At 38.0% G+C, this 19070-nt stretch carries 16 protein-coding genes; 5 read left to right on the forward strand and 11 right to left on the reverse strand.

The annotated features are described in order from the left end of the window. Window positions 1-9: 9 nt before the first annotated feature. From R2R28_RS15935 to R2R28_RS15955, 5 genes are all read right to left on the reverse strand, one after another. Window positions 10-1242 carry an ATP-binding protein gene (locus tag R2R28_RS15935; RefSeq protein WP_316826679.1) on the reverse strand — a complete coding sequence of 411 codons (1233 nt, stop codon included), beginning with the start codon at window positions 1240-1242 and terminating at the stop codon, window positions 10-12. 172 nt (window positions 1243-1414) lie between these two features. After that, window positions 1415-4507: a translation initiation factor IF-2 gene (gene infB, locus R2R28_RS15940; RefSeq protein WP_316826680.1), complete on the reverse strand. Its 3093-nt coding sequence runs from the start codon at window positions 4505-4507 to the stop codon at window positions 1415-1417. Window positions 4508-4569: 62 nt separating this feature from the next. After that, the gene (gene nusA / locus R2R28_RS15945; protein WP_131529076.1) at window positions 4570-5814 is read right to left on the reverse strand and encodes a transcription termination factor NusA; all 1245 of its coding nucleotides are present in this window, start codon (window positions 5812-5814) and stop codon (window positions 4570-4572) included. A gap of 2 nt (window positions 5815-5816) precedes the next feature. Then, window positions 5817-6281 carry a ribosome assembly cofactor RimP gene (gene rimP, locus R2R28_RS15950; RefSeq protein ID WP_316826681.1) on the reverse strand — a complete coding sequence of 155 codons (465 nt, stop codon included), beginning with the start codon at window positions 6279-6281 and terminating at the stop codon, window positions 5817-5819. A 121-nt stretch (window positions 6282-6402) separates the two neighbouring features. Beyond that, on the reverse strand, window positions 6403-6834 hold the full coding sequence (locus tag R2R28_RS15955) for a hypothetical protein (protein WP_316826682.1): 432 nt from the start codon (window positions 6832-6834) through the stop codon (window positions 6403-6405). A gap of 18 nt (window positions 6835-6852) precedes the next feature. On the opposite strand from R2R28_RS15955, the gene R2R28_RS15960 reads away from it, so the two are divergent. After that, entirely contained in the window at window positions 6853-7197 is a 345-nt protein-coding gene (locus R2R28_RS15960) for a phage holin family protein (protein WP_316826683.1), read from the forward strand. A 107-nt stretch (window positions 7198-7304) separates the two neighbouring features. On the opposite strand, the gene R2R28_RS15965 is transcribed toward R2R28_RS15960, so the two are convergent. Beyond that, a complete protein-coding gene (locus R2R28_RS15965) occupies window positions 7305-8444 on the reverse strand; it encodes an acyl-CoA dehydrogenase (RefSeq protein WP_316826684.1) in 1140 nt (379 codons plus the stop codon). A 226-nt stretch (window positions 8445-8670) separates the two neighbouring features. Between R2R28_RS15965 and R2R28_RS15970 the strand changes: the two genes are divergently transcribed. Together R2R28_RS15970 and R2R28_RS15975 are read left to right on the forward strand one after the other, a co-directional pair. Beyond that, window positions 8671-9744 (forward strand): helix-turn-helix domain-containing protein, encoded by a 1074-nt coding sequence (locus R2R28_RS15970; RefSeq protein WP_316826685.1) that lies wholly within the window; start codon window positions 8671-8673, stop codon window positions 9742-9744. Between the two features lie 107 nt (window positions 9745-9851). Beyond that, the gene (locus R2R28_RS15975) at window positions 9852-12230 is read left to right on the forward strand and encodes an outer membrane beta-barrel protein (RefSeq protein ID WP_316826686.1); all 2379 of its coding nucleotides are present in this window, start codon (window positions 9852-9854) and stop codon (window positions 12228-12230) included. A gap of 9 nt (window positions 12231-12239) precedes the next feature. On the opposite strand, the gene R2R28_RS15980 is transcribed toward R2R28_RS15975, so the two are convergent. The 3 genes from R2R28_RS15980 to panC all read right to left on the reverse strand — a co-directional run bounded on the left by R2R28_RS15980 (window position 12240) and on the right by panC (window position 14600). Then, the gene (locus tag R2R28_RS15980) at window positions 12240-13220 is read right to left on the reverse strand and encodes a lysylphosphatidylglycerol synthase transmembrane domain-containing protein (protein ID WP_316826687.1); all 981 of its coding nucleotides are present in this window, start codon (window positions 13218-13220) and stop codon (window positions 12240-12242) included. 3 nt (window positions 13221-13223) lie between these two features. Next, a complete protein-coding gene (gene panD, locus R2R28_RS15985) occupies window positions 13224-13574 on the reverse strand; it encodes an aspartate 1-decarboxylase (RefSeq protein WP_316762775.1) in 351 nt (116 codons plus the stop codon). 180 nt (window positions 13575-13754) lie between these two features. Then, the gene (gene panC, locus R2R28_RS15990) at window positions 13755-14600 is read right to left on the reverse strand and encodes a pantoate--beta-alanine ligase (protein ID WP_316826688.1); all 846 of its coding nucleotides are present in this window, start codon (window positions 14598-14600) and stop codon (window positions 13755-13757) included. 149 nt (window positions 14601-14749) lie between these two features. On the opposite strand from panC, the gene R2R28_RS15995 reads away from it, so the two are divergent. Beyond that, entirely contained in the window at window positions 14750-15574 is an 825-nt protein-coding gene (locus R2R28_RS15995) for a glycogen/starch synthase (protein ID WP_316826689.1), read from the forward strand. Between the two features lie 21 nt (window positions 15575-15595). Continuing rightward, window positions 15596-17014 (forward strand): DUF4270 domain-containing protein, encoded by a 1419-nt coding sequence (locus tag R2R28_RS16000; RefSeq protein WP_316826690.1) that lies wholly within the window; start codon window positions 15596-15598, stop codon window positions 17012-17014. A gap of 336 nt (window positions 17015-17350) precedes the next feature. On the opposite strand, the gene R2R28_RS16005 is transcribed toward R2R28_RS16000, so the two are convergent. Together R2R28_RS16005 and mutY are read right to left on the reverse strand one after the other, a co-directional pair. Then, the gene (locus R2R28_RS16005) at window positions 17351-17788 is read right to left on the reverse strand and encodes a single-stranded DNA-binding protein (protein ID WP_316826691.1); all 438 of its coding nucleotides are present in this window, start codon (window positions 17786-17788) and stop codon (window positions 17351-17353) included. A 62-nt stretch (window positions 17789-17850) separates the two neighbouring features. After that, a complete protein-coding gene (gene mutY, locus R2R28_RS16010; protein WP_316826692.1) occupies window positions 17851-18903 on the reverse strand; it encodes an A/G-specific adenine glycosylase in 1053 nt (350 codons plus the stop codon). Window positions 18904-19070 lie beyond the last annotated feature (167 nt).

Here is a 19070-nt window from a genome sequence, read left to right on the forward strand (position 1 = left end):
GGAAAAAAACTATAACCTAATCGCTTCAATTGCATCACCTTTTGTAATTACTTTACAAACACATTTCAGATCTAAATCAGGATATGCCGTTACGAACTTTTTATATTTGGTCGGTTTGAACTGAACATCATTGTATTTAACTTCGTAAGCTATTCCTTTGTTTAGTTGCGTTTCTACTACAAAATCAACTTCATTACCATCTGCAGTACGCCAGAAATGTAAGCTGTCGGCATCATATAGTTGTCTTAATCTGCAATACACATAATTTTCCAGCAGTTCACCCTTATCTGCCCTATCGTTCAGTTTAGCAAAATTATTCAGCAATGCATTACGCAATCCATTATCATTAAAATAAACTTTTGGCATTTTGGTTAGCTCCTTGCGCACATTGCCATAAAAAGGAGATAGTAGTTGGACAACAAAGGTTTTCTGCATTAAATAAATATAATTTTCTATTGTTGAACTAGCCATTTGCAACGTGTTTCCCAACTCATGATTATTCACCAGATTGCCTGTTTGATCGGCCAGTAGCCTTGCCAGCTGAAAAAACTTGAGCTCTTCTTTAACCCCTGCTTCTAAAGCGTCTTTTTTCATATAACTGTTTACAAGCTCTTTAAGCATTTCCTGCTTTTCTTGTTCAGTATCTGCCAAAACAACTGCAGGATAACCACCATAAACCAGATATTCATCAAACAGTACATTGATACGATTACGTTGAAGTCCTTGATAATTTGGCCTCTTGATCATCTGGTCCCACTCCACAATTAAATTGTCTTCGCCCTTAAAATGCAAAAATTCATCGAAAGCGAGGGGGAAAAATTTAAATACCTTTTTTCTACCTGCCAAACTATCTTTAAAACTTTTATCAATATAAAATGCACTGCTACCGGTTGCAATAACTTTTAGTTTTGGCGAATATTTATCGTATAACAGCTTTAAAAAATTACTAGGGTCTTTTGCATATTGAACTTCGTCGATAATAATGTACAACCGCTTATCAGCAGGAACATCGCCAGGTAACATGGTATAATTGAATATATTTTCGGGATGATGATTTACGGCTTCTAAAATGGCAGGGTCTTCAAAGGTGAGGAAATAAACAAACTCGTTATCTTTTTCCATTTGTTCTGCCAATTGTTTAACAAGCGTAGTTTTCCCGATCTGCCTCGGCCCTATAATAATAGTATGCTGTGGCTTATTTAAATGATTTTTTAGGGATTTTAGTGCAGTCGATCTTTCCATAAAGATAAATATCAAATACAAATATCGATATTTTTAAGATACTAAATTAAAATTATCCGATAATTTTAAGATACAGGCTTAAAATTATCCGATAATTTTAAGATTAAAGTTTTAACAGGCATAAAAAAAGTGGCCTTTTAAGGCCACTTTAAATTTTATATTGTTGTAGTATTTACAGCTTTCTAGCTACTTCTACTTGTTCGTAAGCTTCTACGATATCGCCAACTTCGATGTTGTTAAAGTTCTGAATATTTAAACCACACTCATAACCTTTGTTTACTTCTTTCACATCATCTTTAAAGCGTTTTAACGATGCCAGCTCACCTGTGTACACGACAACACCATCTCTAACGATACGGATTTTGCTGTTACGGGTAATCTTACCATCCAATACCATACAACCTGCAATGGTACCCACTTTAGTGATTTTGAACGTTTCGCGGATCTCCACGTTAGCCACAATTTTCTCTTCAAATTCTGGATCCAACATACCTTCCATCGCCGATTTAATCTCGTTGATTGCATCGTAAATGATAGAATATAAGCGGATATCGATCTGCTCTGCTTCTGCAAGTTTACGTGCACCTGTTGATGGACGAACCTGGAAACCGATGATGATCGCATCTGAAGCAGAAGCTAACAATACATCAGACTCTGAAATCTGACCAACACCTTTACTGATGATATTGATCTGGATCTGCTCAGTAGATAGTTTCAATAATGAATCGGCTAATGCCTCGATTGAACCATCCACATCACCTTTAACAATGATGTTAAGCTCTTTAAAGTTACCGATAGCCAAACGACGACCGATCTCATCCAACGTAATGTGTTTCTGTGTACGTAATCCCTGCTCGCGTTGTAACTGCATACGTTTGTTTGCAATATCACGTGCTTCGGTTTCACTTTCTAAAGCATTAAACCTGTCACCTGCTGTAGGTGCACCCTGCATACCCAAAACCTGTACTGGTTGTGAAGGGCCTGCTGATTCTACTTTAGCACCACGCTCATTGGTTAACGCTTTTACACGTCCGCTGTAACTACCTGCTAAGATCGGATCTCCAACTCTTAATGTACCGGCCTGAACCAATACCGTAGTTACAATACCACGTCCTTTATCTAATGCCGACTCAATTACAGTACCTGTAGCCCTCTTATTCGGATTTGCTTTAAGTTCTAATAATTCAGCTTCTAATAATACTTTATCTAAAAGTAAATCAACATTTAAGCCGCTTTTACTTGAGATTTCCTGTGATTGATATTTACCACCCCAATCTTCAACCAAAATATTCATTACCGATAATTGCTCGCGCACTTTATCTGAATTGGCCCCTGGTTTATCAATTTTGGTAAAAGCAAATACCAACGGTACGCCTGCCGCCTGTGCGTGGTTAATGGCCTCTTTTGTTTGAGGCATCACCGCATCATCAGCAGCAATTACAATAATGGCAATATCGGCAGCTTTAGCACCACGTGCACGCATCGCAGTAAAGGCTTCGTGACCTGGAGTATCTAAGAACGTAACTTTTTTACCGGTTGGCGTAGTTACCATGTAAGCACCAATGTGCTGGGTAATACCACCTGCCTCACCAGCAACCACATTTGCTTTACGGATATAATCCAGCAATGAAGTTTTACCGTGATCGACGTGCCCCATAATCGTAACAACCGGAGCTCTTTCGATTAAATCTTCTTCTTTGTCTTCTTCTTCAATTACGTTTTCCTCATCTTCATCAGGTTTAACGAATTGAATTTCGTAGCCAAACTCATCTGCAACGATGGTTAAGGTTTCAGCATCTAAACGCTGGTTAATGGAAACGAACATTCCAAGGCTCATACAAGTACCAATAATTTTGGTTACCTGTACATCCATCATGCTCGCTAACTCATTAGCAGTAACAAATTCTGTTACTTTTAATATTTTCGATTGCGATTCAAGTTCGTTTGCGGCTTCTTCTGCATTGTAAGCAACATCATCACGTTTCTGACGACGTAATTTAGCACGTTGTGCAAATTTACCAGATTTACCAGCTCCACTTAAACGGGCAAGTGTTGCCTTAATTTGATCTTGAATTTCTTTCTCAGTAGGTTCTTCTTTAGGTCCGCTTGGTGTAGCATTTCTATTTTGGAAACCTGGTCTGTTATTATTGTTGTTTCTATTTCCCTGGTAAGGAGTTCCGCCTTGTCCGGCTGGTCTGTTACCCTGGTATGGAGTACCGCCACCTGGTCTGTTACCTTGATAAGGTTGACGAGGTTGGCCTGGTGCGCCACCCTGGCCCTGACCCTGACCTGCAGGACTATTTTGTCCTTGCTGGCCCTGACCACCGTGTTGACCTGGCTGACCTGGTGCTCCAGGAGTTTTTTTGCGTTTACGCTTACGTTTAGCAGCTTCACTATCGCTAGATGATGCTACAGGACCGTTTCTTCTGTCCGGAGTTGTTGGTAAAACAATTTTACCAATAATGTTCGGACCAGTTAATTTTACGGTACGTGCTTTAATTACCTCAGGCTCGTTGCTTACTGGCTTAGGAGCTTCAACTGGTTTTTCTTCCACTTTAGGTTGTTCAACTGGTTTTGCAGGCTCAGGGGCTTTAACAACTGGTGCAGGTGCAACAGGTGTTTCTTCCTTTTTAACCTCAATAACTGGTTTTTCTTCCACTTTAGGTTGTTCAACTGGCTTTACGGGCTCTGGAGCTTTAGCAACTGGCGCAGATGCAGCAGGTGTTTCTTCTTTCTTAACAGGGCGGGTTTTTGAGTTAAGATCGTTTAAATCAATCTTTCCTACAATCTTAACGCCTGGCAATCCGGTTTCTTCTGCTTTTTCTTCTGCCTTGGTTTCTTTTACTGGCTCAACTGCTGCCGCAGGAGCTGGCGTAGGTGCCGGTGCAGGTGCAGGTGTTTCTACCTTAGGGGTTTCAACTACCTTTGGTTTTTCTACCGGAGGTGTAAATGATTGAGCATTTTTTATTAAAATCTCTTCATTTTTCTCAAAATCGGTATTCTTCTTCGGCGCTTCTACTGGCTTTTCAGTCTCAGGCTCGTCACGACGTATTTTACCAATCACTATTTGTTTGGCTTCTTCTCTTACGATCTTATCTCCCTGATACTCTTTTAACAAGGCATTATACATGTCTCCCGTAAGTTTAAACATAGGGCTTTTCTCGGCAGAGAACCCCTTTTTGTTTAAAAACTCAACGGCCGTACCCATGCCTATATTAAGTTCTTTAATAGCTTTAATTAAAATGATTGGTTTGTCGTCTGACATTTAGCTCCTGTTATTGTTTTTTATTTAATACAAAAGTAGTGTTTATTTGGCAATTACACCACTTATTCAAATTCTGACTTCAAAATTTGAACCACTTCTTTAATGGTTTCCTCTTCAAGGTCGGTGCGTTTTACTAAATCTTCTACTGTAAGTGCTAATACACTCTTAGCAGTATCGCAACCGATAGCCTTTAATTCATCAATGATCCAGCTATCAATCTCATCTGAGAATTCTTCTAAATCAACATCCTCGTCGCTTTCTTCTCCAGCTTCGCGGTACACATCAATTTCGTAACCGGTTAATTTACCAGCTAATTTAATGTTGTGTCCGCCACGTCCGATGGCCAATGAAACCTGATCTGGTTTTAAGTAAACCGATGCATGTTTGGTTTCATCATCCAGTTTAATGGAAGTGATTTTTGCCGGGCTCAACGCACGGGTAATGTATAATGAAACATTATTGGTGAAATTAATCACATCAATGTTTTCGTTTTTCAATTCGCGAACGATACCATGGATACGCGATCCTTTCATACCTACACACGCTCCAACCGGATCAATACGGTCATCGTATGATTCTACAGCTACTTTAGCACGTTCTCCCGGTTCGCGTACAATTTTCTTAACGGTAATTAAACCGTCGAAAATTTCCGGAACTTCCTGTTCGAACAAACGTTGTAAAAACTCTGGTGCTGTTCTAGAAATGATAATTTTCGGATTCGCGTTGATCATTTCTACTTTAGAGATTACTGCTCTTACAGAATCGCCTTTTTTGAAATAATCTGCAGGAATCTGCTCGGTTTTAGGCATTAAAAGTTCGTTACCTTCATCATCCAAAACCAAAGTTTCTTTTTTCCAAACCTGATAAACTTCACCGGTTACGATTTCGCCTACCCTGTCTTTATATTTTTTGAAGATTTCGTCTTTCTCTAATTCCAATACTTTAGAAACCAAGGTTTGGCGAGCGGCTAAAATTGCCCTGCGACCAAAACTCTCTAAGGTAATCTGCTCGATATAATCATCGCCGACCTCTAAAGTGCTGTCTAATTTAGAAACTTCAGCAAGCTCGATCTCTAAATCATCATCTTCAGAAAATCCATCTTCCATCACTTTTCTTGTTCTCCAGATTTCCAAATCTCCGTTATCCGGATTCACGATAACATCACAGTTCTCGTCTGTTCCGTATTTTTTACGCAACATGCTACGAAAAACCTCTTCCAGCACACTGATCACCGTTGGGCGATCTATATTTTTGAAATCTTTAAACTCCTGAAAAGAGTCGATCAAATTAATTGTTGTAGTACTCATTTTTACTTAAATGAAATTAACACACTTGTTTCTAATATATCATTAAACGGTACAGCTGTTTCAATCGCTACCGCTTTTTTCCCTTTTTCTTTAACCGATTCTTCAATCAGCAGGCTATTTTCTGTAACGGATAGCAGTTTTCCTTCTTTTTTTAAACCTTCTTTAAGTTTAATGCTAACCGTACGGCCAATATTTTTTTGATACTGGCGGGTAAGTTTTAAAGGTTCGCCAACACCCGGCGAAGAAACTTCTAAATTATAAGCCTGCTCTATTGTATTTTCTTCTTCGAGATGAAAACCAACATGCCTGCTTATTGCCACACAATCCTGTATGCTAATACCTTCGTCACCATCAACATGAATAATTAATTTATTGTTTGGCAACATTTTTACTTCTACCAGGAACAATTCCGGGCGGTCTGCTATTTTTTCCTCAACGAGGGCTGCAACTCTCTTTTCTACCTGCATATTTTAACCTGATTTCATAGAAAAAGGGGACACTGTCCCCTTCTCTTTTCTTCGATTACGATGCAAATGTAGTAAATTTTTAGAAAAAATCAAACACTTGCTTCAATTATTATGCTGATTATTACCGTTTAAGTGTTTGTTTTTGCGGTTGCAGGTTGTGCTTTGTACCCCCTGCAATGAGACTGCCAACGGTAGCGAATTTGACGCCGATATAACTTTCTACCAAATAATCTTTGCCTTTAACAAAAGGTTGATCGGGTTTAAAAATGAGCGAATCGCCAAGAATTTTAACTTTTCCAGTTACCTCCAGTTCGTCCTGAATGCGATCTAACTCGCCGGGTTTAATTAAAACCGAAACCATATTAATGGTATCTGCATTAGCCTGATAGGCATTTTTAACCTGCAAGAGGCTTGCCTCATCAATATTTTTGATTATTATTGACGAACTGTCCCCAGAAAACTTAATGATTGGTTTGTTGTTTCTATTCGAACATGAAAATGCGGATATTGAAATTCCAACGATAACCGAATATTTAAAAAAGCGTTTAAACATTTACAAAAATAAACAATTATGAGATTTATTATCGAAATCCTTTTAACAGGATTAGCCTTTTTTATCGGCGCAAAACTGGTACCGGGTGTAACCATTGATGGTTATGGTAATGCTATTATTGCATCTGTGCTGATTGCGCTTGCAAATGCCACTATTGGTTTCATTTTAAGATTATTAACATTCCCTGTTAATTTCTTAACCTTAGGATTGGTATCGTTCATTATCACCGTTTTAATGATTTTACTGGTTGATAACATGATGACCTCTTTTAACACTACAGGTTTTATTGCCGCTGCATTTTTAGCTATCGTGGTGGCTTTGATTAAGGCAGTATTTAGCGCGGTAGCTGGAGAGAAGGATTAAGTTTGGAGTTTTAAGTTGAGAGTCTGGAGAAATAACAATAACCCCAAACTCATCACTAGGATTGAGTTAGGCGTTCGGAGTAGCAACTCCAAGCGCCCAGCTCAAAACTACCTAATCACTTCTCTCGAAATCACCATCTTCTGTATCTCCGAAGTACCTTCGTAAATTTGGGTGATTTTAGCATCACGCATTAAACGCTCTACATGGTATTCTTTTACAAAACCGTAACCGCCATGTACCTGCACTGCTTCTATGGTTACATCCATGGCTACTTTTGAGGCATAAAGTTTTGCCATAGAACCTGCCTGGGTATAAGGCAAACCCTGATCTTTTAACCAGGCAGCTTTATATACGAGTAACCTGGCAGCTTCTATTTGTGTAGCCATATCTGCCAGTTTAAAGGCAATAGCCTGATGTTCTGCAATGGGTTTACCGAACGATTTACGTTCTTTTGCATATTGTGTAGCCAGTTCAAAAGCCCCTTGTGCAATACCCAAAGCCTGGGCAGCAATACCGATCCGTCCGCCTTCCAGCGTTTTCATGGCAAATTTAAAACCAAAGCCGTCTTCACCTATCCTGTTTTCTTTTGGCACTTTAACATCGTTAAACATTAAAGAATGTGTATCAGAGCCACGAATGCCTAATTTATTTTCTTTTGGTCCAACCGTAAAACCTTCCATCCCTTTCTCTACAATAAAAGCGTTAATGCCTTTATGTTTTAATTCAGGATGGGTTTGCGCAATAACCAAATAGGTTGATGCGGTACTACCGTTGGTGATCCAGTTTTTGGTACCGTTAAGTAAATAATAATCTCCTTTATCTTCTGCTGTTGTATGCTGCGAGGTCGCATCAGATCCGGCTTCAGGCTCTGACAAACAGAAAGCACCTATTTTTTCACCTGCAGCGAGTGGCTTAAGGTATTTTTCTTTCTGGGTTTCGTTTCCATATTTTTCTAATCCGTAGCAAACTAAAGAATTGTTTACAGAAACCACCACGGAGGCAGAGGCATCGATTTTAGATAACTCTTCCATTACCAAAACGTACGATATGGCATCGAGGCCGCTACCATTATATTTTTCGCTCACCATCATGCCCAGAAAACCCAGTTCTCCAAGTTTTTTCACCTGTTCGGCAGGAAATTTCTGATGTTCGTCTCTTTCGATTACGCCAGGCTTTAATTCTTGCTGCGCAAAATCACGGGCAGCCTGCCGGATCATTAATTGTTCTTCACTTAATTCAAAATGCATAACATTTATGTATAAAAGGTTAGTAAATCAAATGTAGCATTTCTGATCTAAATTACTATGGCTGCATAGCAATTTATTTTTAAGTGATAAATGTTTGAATGTTGCCTCCAATAATCTTCCAACTTTTCAGCCTGTAACACTTCAACTATCAGGAATTTTAATAAGACCAATAAAAGTATTGACTATCATAACTTTGGCATTAACATAAGATTGTTATTTTTGCTAAATGAACTTAGGCCAACAAATATTATTTTTTTTTAGTGCCTTGGGTGCATTTAATGGTTTTATCATTAGCGCGTATTTACTATTATTCAAAAAACAGAAATCAATACCTTCTTATTTTTTAGGAATTTTACTCTTGTCGGTTTGTTTAAAAATCAGCAAATCTTTACTTTTTTACTTTCATCCGGCGCTCCCAGGTATTTATATTCAAATTGGCATTTTAGGAAGTGCTTTGGTTGGTCCATCCCTGTTTTATTTTATTAAATCCTCGCCAGGACAGGAAACGAAAATAACAACCATACAAAAAGCGACTTATTTTTTTTGGATTTTAACAATCCTAACTGCCGGTATCGTTGCCCCATATGACAACCTACCGAATATCTGGGAAAATTACATCGGAAGAATAATCTCAATACAGCTTACCATCTACATCATATTATCAATCTGGCTACTTAGAGGTGTTTTTGCCAAAATATTCATCAAAAGCGAAAAAATCTCTATAACCGAGTTATTATTAATTTCTGTACTTGCTGGAAATATAATGGTCCCTGCTGCATTTAAATTCCCTGTTTTTTCTTTTTTTAATGGCCCGTGTATTAGTGGTGCTTTATTTTTCTCTGCCGTTCTTTACCTAAATACTTTCTTGTTTATCAGCAGGAGGAAAACCAGCAATTTACTTTCAGGCAGCCGGGATTCGATGCGTTATGCAAACAAAAAAATTGCGCCACAGCAGGCAATGGCTTTAACTGAAAAACTTGAAAAAATCATCATGGGGGAGGAACTTTATAAAAATCCTGATCTTAAATTAAACGATCTTTCTAAAAAAATCAATATCTCGGGCCATCAGCTTTCGCAATTGCTTAACGATAATTTGGGCAAAAGTTTTGCGGCCTATATAAATGAATTTAGAATAAACGAGGCTTGTGGTTTAATTGTTAATAATAGCAGTATCAAGCTAGAGGCTATTGGTTACGAGGTAGGCTTTAATTCTAAATCCACATTTTATACCGCTTTTAAAAAGTACAAAAAAACAACCCCAACGCTTTACAAGGAACAATTAATGGTTGTTCCATCATAAGTGATTTGTACTGTTTTATAATTCCGGACTTCGAAATCTGAGAATCAAAACCGGTTTTATACTCCACTCTTTTAGTTTTGGTCATCTTAAAAACCAAATCTGAAAAGATGAAATCCATCATACTATTTTACCTTTTTTTCTCCGTGAGTACCTTGCTGAATGCGCAAATCATTACAGGAAAAGTGTTTGACAGCAAAACAAAGCAAAGTTTACCTTCCGCAAGTTTAACATTAACGCATCAAGATCGCCAGGCACTAATAAAATATTCGAGCAGCGATACTTCAGGATTTTTTCAGTTTAGTGAAATCTCCAGCGGTAAATACGTCTTATCGATAAGCCTAATGGGTTATCAAAAAGTACAAAGGGAGTTATTAATTGATCAGAATAGCAGGAAAATATTAGCGCTTGACAATATTTTTATGACAGAAGATATCAATTTGCTCAATGAAGTAACGATTACTGGTGGGGTGCCTGCCTTTAGCACTAAAAATGGTCAGATTAAAATAGGTATTGCCAACAACGTGTTCTTCAAATCGGCTTCTAATCTGTTAGATGTATTTAAAAAGCTGCCCGGTCTTCAGGTTAATGAAGACGGAACCATGTTAATGGCGAGCAGGGCAACTCCGACATTATTTGTTGATGGTAAGCCCATAAATATGAACAATGATGAAATACTATCTTACTTAAGCAGTCTATCGCCGGATATGGTCGAATCGATTGAAATGATCAACCAGCCCTCTTCAAAATATGATGGGGAATATCAGGGTATTATTGATGTAAAACTGAAAAGAAATTTGTCTTTAGGCTTAAAAGGCACCTATAATGCCCACTTTCAGCAAAACAATTACAGTTTATTGGATAATAATTTATCCATGGTGCTTAAAACAAACCGGTTTGTTTACGACTTAAGGCTTGGCAATACCAGCGGGAGTACTTTTTATAAGTATTATTCTTTGCAGTATTTAACCAATACAAATGCCATGACAACTGATACCAGAACCATTACCTCCAATCAGAATTTTAACACGCAGGCAAGAGTAACTTATGAGGTAAAAAAAGACCAAAACCTGGAAGCCTTTGTCCGCACTTACCAGATGGATAGAAATGCAGTATCTGGCAATCAACTCCTCACTCAAAGCAATAACTTAAATGAAACCATTGCCCTTGTTAAAAGCGATAATAATGCTTTTCCGAAGCAGCATAACTATTCAGGGGGCATCAATTACGACGCGCAGTTTAAAAACAGCGAACTTCATGTAATTACTTCTTTAGCCCAAATTAACAATAAACAAACAGAAGATATTCAAAATCGCAATGCGCTCAATGATCAGTTGGTAAATTACTGGAAAACAAACTCCAGAAATGATATACTAACTGGAACTGCACAGGCAGATTATACGCAAAAAACTAGCGCAGGAAAATTAGAATTTGGCGGTAAATTTGCACATACAACCACTCAGAACGACCTCCGTTATGATACATTGGCCAATGATATTTTTAGCCTCGACCAAAACCGAAGTAATCAGTTCCGTTACCAGGAATATATTAGCGCCGGCTACCTTTCTTATAATGCCCAGCGGAGCAAATTTAATTACAGTTTAAGTTTAAGGGCAGAGCACACACGCACAATAGCCAATTCTGTTACTACAGGTAACATTACAGAAAAAACGTATATTAAATGGCTTCCAAGCTTCAATATTACCTATAATATGAACGAAAGTGCACAGCTCAGCTTTAGTTATAGCCGGCGATTAACAAGGCCCACTTTTGCTATGTTAAACCCATTTCGCTTTTATTACAGTCCAAGGCATTATTGGATAGGCAACCCTTATCTACAGCCTTCTACAACCGACCTTTTCGCTTTGTCTTTTAGCAGAAAGAGCCTTAATATTTCATTAAATGCGGGGAAGGAAACTGATCCAATGGGGCGTTATCCAGAATATAACCCAATAAACAATGAACTGATTTTTCTGGGCAGAAACTTACCTTACAGAAAATTTGCGAATCTACAGGTCAGTTCTCCGATAACCATCAACAAGTGGTGGCGAATGAACAACAACATCGGTTTTTATTACAACAAGAAATTAACGCCTTACTTTGGAAATACCTACGAAATACCCATATACAATTATACCGTTAATGGTAGTCAGGTTTTTTCTTTAAAAAACTGGATATTGGATGTAAGTTATACCTATGAATCGAAAAGTGGTAATGGCCTTTATATTTTTGCCCCGGTTTACGGAATCGATTTTGGTGTACAAAAAACCTGGTTAAAAAACAGGCTTAATACTAAACTTACGCTTTACGATGCATTCGACAATATAAAAAGAAGGCTTGTTTTTAGAGAGAAAAGCATTATTAATAACGATTTCTATCATTATTTCGCTTCGCAAAGATTGGTTTTTAGTTTAACTTTTAATTTTGGAAGTTCGACTTATACATCCAGAGAAAACAAAAAAAGTGAAGAAGAAAACAGGGCTAATTAAGAGAATGAGCTATCTACCTTGTTTCTTAAATAAAATTAACATTAAACTTAAACAGCCCAATATCAGTATGAGTAAAACCTGAGAGGAATGAATAATGGTTGAGTAAGCCAACCCATCTTTAAAAGAAATAGAATAAAGCACCAGTGATTGGGCAACCATCCAGTGGAAAACACCGATACCACCCTGTACGGGGGCGGCCATGGCAAAACCAGAAAATACAATTGCTGTAAACGCGGCATTAAAATGTAAACCTGATGTAGCCTGAATGGATGAAAAGGCGAAATACATGGAAAATGAATAAAAAGCCCATATCCCTAACGTATAGGTTAAAAACAAGCCTTTTTGTTTTAGTTTACTGTAGGAGCCAAATCCCTGGCGCAGGCTTACAAAAATGCGCAAGAATTTTTTACTGAATTTTTGACGGAGAAAATATATTGCAATAGCAATGAGCAGCAGTATAACGATACCTAAGCCAACTAACCACAAATAGTTAACCGTACTTAATTTTTTAACAAGATTAACATAAATGGTTTCATAAAGAAAATCGGCCACAATATCATACTGAAAGATCAGCATTGCTAAACTGGTGAGAAAAAGCACCAGTACATCAAAAAGGCGCTCGGTAATTACTGTACCTATAGAAGCAAACATAGGTACTTTTTCGGCCCTGTGAATAACAGAGCAGCGGCCAATTTCTCCAAAACGGGGTAAGGCAAGATTAGCCAGATAGCCAATCATTACGGCATGGTAAGCATTCCAGAAGCTTACTTTGTAGTGGATAGAACGGTATAACATCTGCCAGCGCAGTGCCCGTAAAACATGAGCAATCCATACGGCAAGGGCAGAAGTAATTACCCAAAAATAGTTGGCCGTTTTAATTTCCTGCCAGATCTTTCCTAAATCCTGACCCCGAAACGCTAAATATAATACCCCTATCCCGATCAAAAACAGGATAATGTACTTTAGCGCCGTTTTGAGATCGAAGGTCACAATTTATTTTAGCAAGTGGTTGTTATCGTCAGGAAAAACCAGAATCGGGTTATATTTCTTAGCATCTTCTATCGGCAATGAGCCATACGACATAATAATCAGGATATCGCCAAGCTGCGCCAAACGGGCAGTTGCACCATTTAAACAGATGGTTCCTGTACCACGTTCGCCTTTAATAACATAGGTTTCGAAACGCGCACCGTTGTTATTATTTACGATCTGCACCTTCTCATTAGCGATAATGTTAGCTGCATCCATCAAATCCTCATCTATCGTAATACTGCCAACATAATTCAATTCGGCTTGTGTTACCTTAACACGGTGTATTTTCGATTTTAATATTGTGATAACCATTCGGCAAAGTTAGTAATCAGTTTGGAGTTTTCAGTCATCAGTTTGGAGTTTCGCAAAAGCAATACAAGGCTACGGGTTGATCGTTGATGATTCATGGCAGATAGCTTAGTTCCCCTAGCCATCAACCATAAGATTATGATCCATTAACGATATACTACATCATACCTCTCCCATCTTCCATTATTTAATAATCATATTATCAATCAATCTCGTAGTTCCTACCTTTGCAGCAACCAGAGCAACCAGGTTATTTTCATCTTTCGATTTGGCTGGTTCGAGGTTATCGCCATTGGCAATGATAAAATAATCCAGTTCAACACCATCTATATTATTATAGAAGGATTTTGCTTTACTTTCTAGTTCAGTTAACGAATATTCGTTAAAATGATCGACAACAAACTGTAATGATTTATTTAATACCAATGAATTTTGGCGGTCATCGGCCGATAGGTGGATATTCCGGCTACTCATGGCCAAACCATCTTCTTCGCGGATAATCGGGCAGGTAATGATGGTGATTGGCAACTTAAAATAAGCCAGCATATTTTTAATCATTAATACCTGCTGAAAATCTTTTTGTCCGAACATGGCCACATCGGGCTCAACAGCATCAAATAATTTTTTTACAATTTGCGTTACGCCCTGGTAATGGCCTTTTCTAAACTCGCCTTCCAACAAAAACTCCGCATTACCCAAATCGATATGCCAGGCTTCGCTGGCACCTGCAGGGTACATTTCTTCCACATTGGGCATAAATACGCCGTTACAACCTGCATCTTCAAGCATGGCCAGATCATGTTCAATCGGCCTTGGATATTTTTCCAGATCTTTAGGATCTGTAAACTGTGTAGGGTTTACGAAAATGCTGCAGATGATGATATCGGCATTTTGCTGGGCCAGCTTTATCAATGATATATGGCCATTGTGCAGAGCACCCATGGTAGGTACTAAAGCTATTTTTTTAGCTGATGCTTTTAAAGGCTGCAAAAAAGCCTTAAGCGCTGCTTTGGTTTTAAATATTTCCAATTCGGACAATCTAAATTAAAGCCGTAAAGGTGTAAATTAATCTAAACGAAACCAAACAAATGCTTGCTATATTGATAAATAGTATTATTATGCTTACCTTTGCAGCTCATTATCTTTTATTTAACTTAATATTTTCTTAGAATATGGAGATGGCAAAAACGAAGCTGCTGATTGTTACACACGAGATGTCGCCTTTCCTCGAGCTTACTAAAATTTCTGAAATTACGCGTCAATTACCGCAGGCTATGCAAGAAAAAGGATTTGAAATCCGCATCTTAATGCCAAAGTTTGGTAATATCAACGAAAGAAGAAATCGTTTACACGAAGTAATACGCTTGTCGGGAATGAACATCATTATTGATGACAACGATAATCCCTTAATTATTAAAGTAGCCTCCATCCCAGCTGCACGCATGCAGGTTTATTTCTTAGACAATGAAGAATATTTTCAACGCAAACAGGTATTTAGAGATGCCAGCGGAAAATTCTTCGACGACAATGATGAACGTACAATTTTCTTCTGCAAAGGCGCTTTAGAAACCGTAAAAAAATTAGGTTGGGCACCAGACATCGTTCACTGCCACGGCTGGATGAGTGCATTGGTTCCTGCTTACATTAAAACCACTTATAAAAACGACCCTACTTTCAAAAATTCTAAAGTAGTGTACTCTATATATGAAGATGGCTTTACAGAAAAATTAAACGCCAACTTCGCGACCAAAGCAGTAATGGCCAATATGACTGAGGATGACACTAAAGCATTCTTACCATCTAACTGCGACAGCATGCACATTGGCGCTATAACACACTCAGATGCAGTGGTTTTAGCAGACGAAAACCTAAGTAAAGATGTGTTAAAATTTGTTAAAGATTCCAATAAGCCAACATTAGCTTTTAACTTAACCGAGAATTTTGAAAACTTCTATACTTTTTATGAAGAAATTTCAAATGATGAATTGGTTTCAGTAGCTTAATTAGGTATTATTATTTAAAATATGAAATTTACAAAACAAGACTTATTAACCCTGTTGATAGGTCTTTTTCTTTTTGCATCATGTAAAAACCCCGATAGTGTTGGTTTAGATGTTGATCCGAACAGTGCAATTACGGGAACCTTAGTGGTATCGCCGGTAACCACCCAACTGGTTGAGGAAACCGCTGCAACCACTTTCGGTCAAAGCCGCTATCCATTAGGTTACATGGTTGATCCTGTTTTTGGCAAAACGGAAGCTGGTATAGCAATGACTGTTTATCCTATAAGTACAAGTTATGATTTTGGAACTGCACCTCAACTTGATTCAGCAATTTTAGTCTTGAAGTTCGACGAATCGAGCACCGTGACTAAATTCTACGGCGATACAACCAATTCTAAATACAGTATTGATGTATTTCAATTAACCAATCCGGTAACTAATTATAAGAGTTCTGATGTTCAAGCGATTAACAATACTTTATTAGGAAATTTTACTGGTAAACTGGTTCCGAATACCAAAACTAAAATATACGATATTGTTACTGGTAAGGCTGATACTCTAAAAGTAGTACCTGCGCAAATCAGGATTCCGCTTAACAAATTTTTTATCCAGAACAATATTTTAAACCTGGGTACAGCAGGCACTTCATCAAATGCTAAATTTGTGAATGCTTTTAAAGGTTTGTATGCACAGGTGAACAAATCATCATCAACAGGTACTGGTGGTATTGGGTTTTTCAATTTTTCAGGCGCAGATTCTTACGTACAGCTGGTTTGGAAAAAAACCAATTCATCGAGTGGGGTAGATACGAGCAGTGTGAACTTCCCGATTGGTATATCAACCACCAGTGGATATTCTGGTGTAGCAGCAACTTTTAAACATGATTATGCAGGTACACCTGTACGAGCACAACTTGATGCACCCTCGGCATCAAATAATGTAACTTATTTGCAAGGCCTGGCTGGTGTTAAAACAAAAATCAGCTTTGATGGATTAACAGGCTTTACCGGCACTTACGGAAAAGCAATTATTAATAAAGCTGAATTGGTTGTAGAACTTGGTGGCGGCGCGCCTGCATACCCATTTAATGCTGCACAAAGACTTTCTTTATACCGTTGGGATATTGCACACCAACCTACCAATGTTCCTGATTATACTAATTTTGCAGTAAGCTCTTCTGGCATATCAGCTGCAGGTGAGGCATTGTTTGGTGGTTATTTTGATTCAACAAAAAACCGTTATATTTTTATTGTAACAAGTTATGTTCAAAGTTTGGTTGATGGCAACATAAAAGACGAAGGTACATTTTTGGCGCCAACCTCTTATAATCTTTTCCAAACTGTGCCTACAGCAGCTTCTGCTGAAAGATCAATCATTGGAACAGGTAGTACAGCCACTAATAAAATGAAACTGAACATCTATTATACAAAGATTAATTAGTCTACCATACTCATTATAAAAAATCCTGTTCCCAAAAGAACAGGATTTTTTTTATACGACTAGCCTGCTTAAATTGAAACTTTTAAATGAGCAGGCAATCGTCCCTATAAAACCCCTTACTTCATTCTGAACGCCATGAAGATTCTTTTTAATAATCGAAGGTTTAGACAGCGCCTATTAGCGATTTTTTCCAGGGAAGGTAAAGATTCTTCATTGCATCCGATAACTATCGGATCAGAATGACAAATTTAAATATGACGTTTAAACCGTATTCGCAAAACAAAAGAGCCGCCTCTTATCAGGCAGCTCCTTGTATGTGATCAGTAAAATCCGAATTTAGAATGGAAGGTCTCCATTTTCATCTGATGGACCGATGGTAAATTCATCTTCAATTTTCGATTCTATGCTTTGATGCGTGGGCGCAGCAGGGCTTTGTTCAAAATCACTCTTCCTACCCAACATGGTAAAGTTTTCGGCAACAATTTCGGTTACGTATTTTTTAACTTTTTCTTTGTCTTCAAAAGATCTTGTTCTCAGTTTCCCTTCTATATAAACCAATTTGCCTTTTTGCAGGTATTTCGAAGCTACTTCTGCCAGTCCACGCCACAATACGATGTTGTGCCACTCCGTTTGCTCAACCCTCTTGCCGTCTTTGTTATAGGTTTCTGATGTAGCTAATGGAAAACTGGCTACCGTTACGCCACCGTCTAAATGCCGTACTTCAGGGTCTTTGCCTAAATGGCCTACTAAAATAACTTTGTTAATCCCAGACATAAATATTTTTGGTTAGTTGTTTCGTTATAAATATAATCAGCCAAGATGGTTAGTTACTCCATTTAATCTTTAAAAAAGTATTCCTGTACAAAATCGTGGATTACTTTTGGCTGCGGTAACTCATCTAACTTATCTAAAGAAACCCAATTAAGTTCCTTTTGTTTATTAAAGTTAAATATATAATTTTTTAATGCAAAAAATTGAACGTGGATTATTTGGTGTGTTAATATATGTTTTTTTGCACTAATCAATTCAAAAACGGCATCGTTTCCAAAGGTATTTTTCACCTGATCAACAAAAACAACATCATCCGTATTCTGATGCTGAAGCATTTCTATGCTAGGGAAATCATACAGATGCTGCCAAACATCGCCAGCCTGCCTTTCCCTTATCAATACCTGCCCTTCCTCAAAACAGATAAAATAATTGATATAACGATGCTTCTGTGCTGCCTTTTTAAGCTTTACCGGAAGCTCATTCACCACTTTATGGTTAAAGGCGTAACAGGTTTGATTAAGCGGGCAAATGCCGCAATTTGGCGATTTAGGTTTACACTGCATTGCCCCAAACTCCATAATGGCCTGGTTGTACAGTGCAGGATCGTCCTGATAAAGCAACTCATTTGCCAGCGAATAGAATTCTTTTTTTCCTGCCGGAGAATTGATTGCGGTATCAATACCATAATAACGGGAGAGTACGCGAAATACATTTCCATCAACCACGGCACGCGCTTCTCCTGATGAAAAAGAAGAGATTGCGGCTGCCGTATAGTCGCCAATTCCCTTCAATTTTATCAGCTCATCATGCAGATTTGGGAAGATTCCATGGTAATATTTCACCACAATCTGCGCGGTGGCATGCATATTTCTTCCCCTTGAGTAGTAGCCCAAGCCTTGCCAAAGCTTTAAAACTTTCGCTTCTGTAGCACTGGCAAAATCGTTAACAGTGGGAAAATTTTCTAAAAATTTATTGAAATACGGCAGGCCCTGCTCCACCCTTGTTTGTTGTAAAATAACCTCTGATAACCAGATGGTATAAGCATCATTGGTATGCCTCCAGGGCAGATCTCTCTTGTTTAGCAGGTACCAATTGATGAGTTCATTTTGAAATGTCATTGTTGCAAATTACGGTGTATTTATCCGATTTAAAAAAAAGTTGCAATAGGGTGATAAGTCTGGAGATAAAAAAATCATCTTTTATTTCCCTATCTCATTAAAAAGCAATACTTTTGCAACCCCAAAACAGTAGTAATATTAAAACACATAATATAATAAATAATAAA

Origin of the sequence: Pedobacter miscanthi (assembly GCF_032678605.1) — a bacterium.
GTDB lineage: Bacteria > Bacteroidota > Bacteroidia > Sphingobacteriales > Sphingobacteriaceae > Pedobacter > Pedobacter miscanthi_A.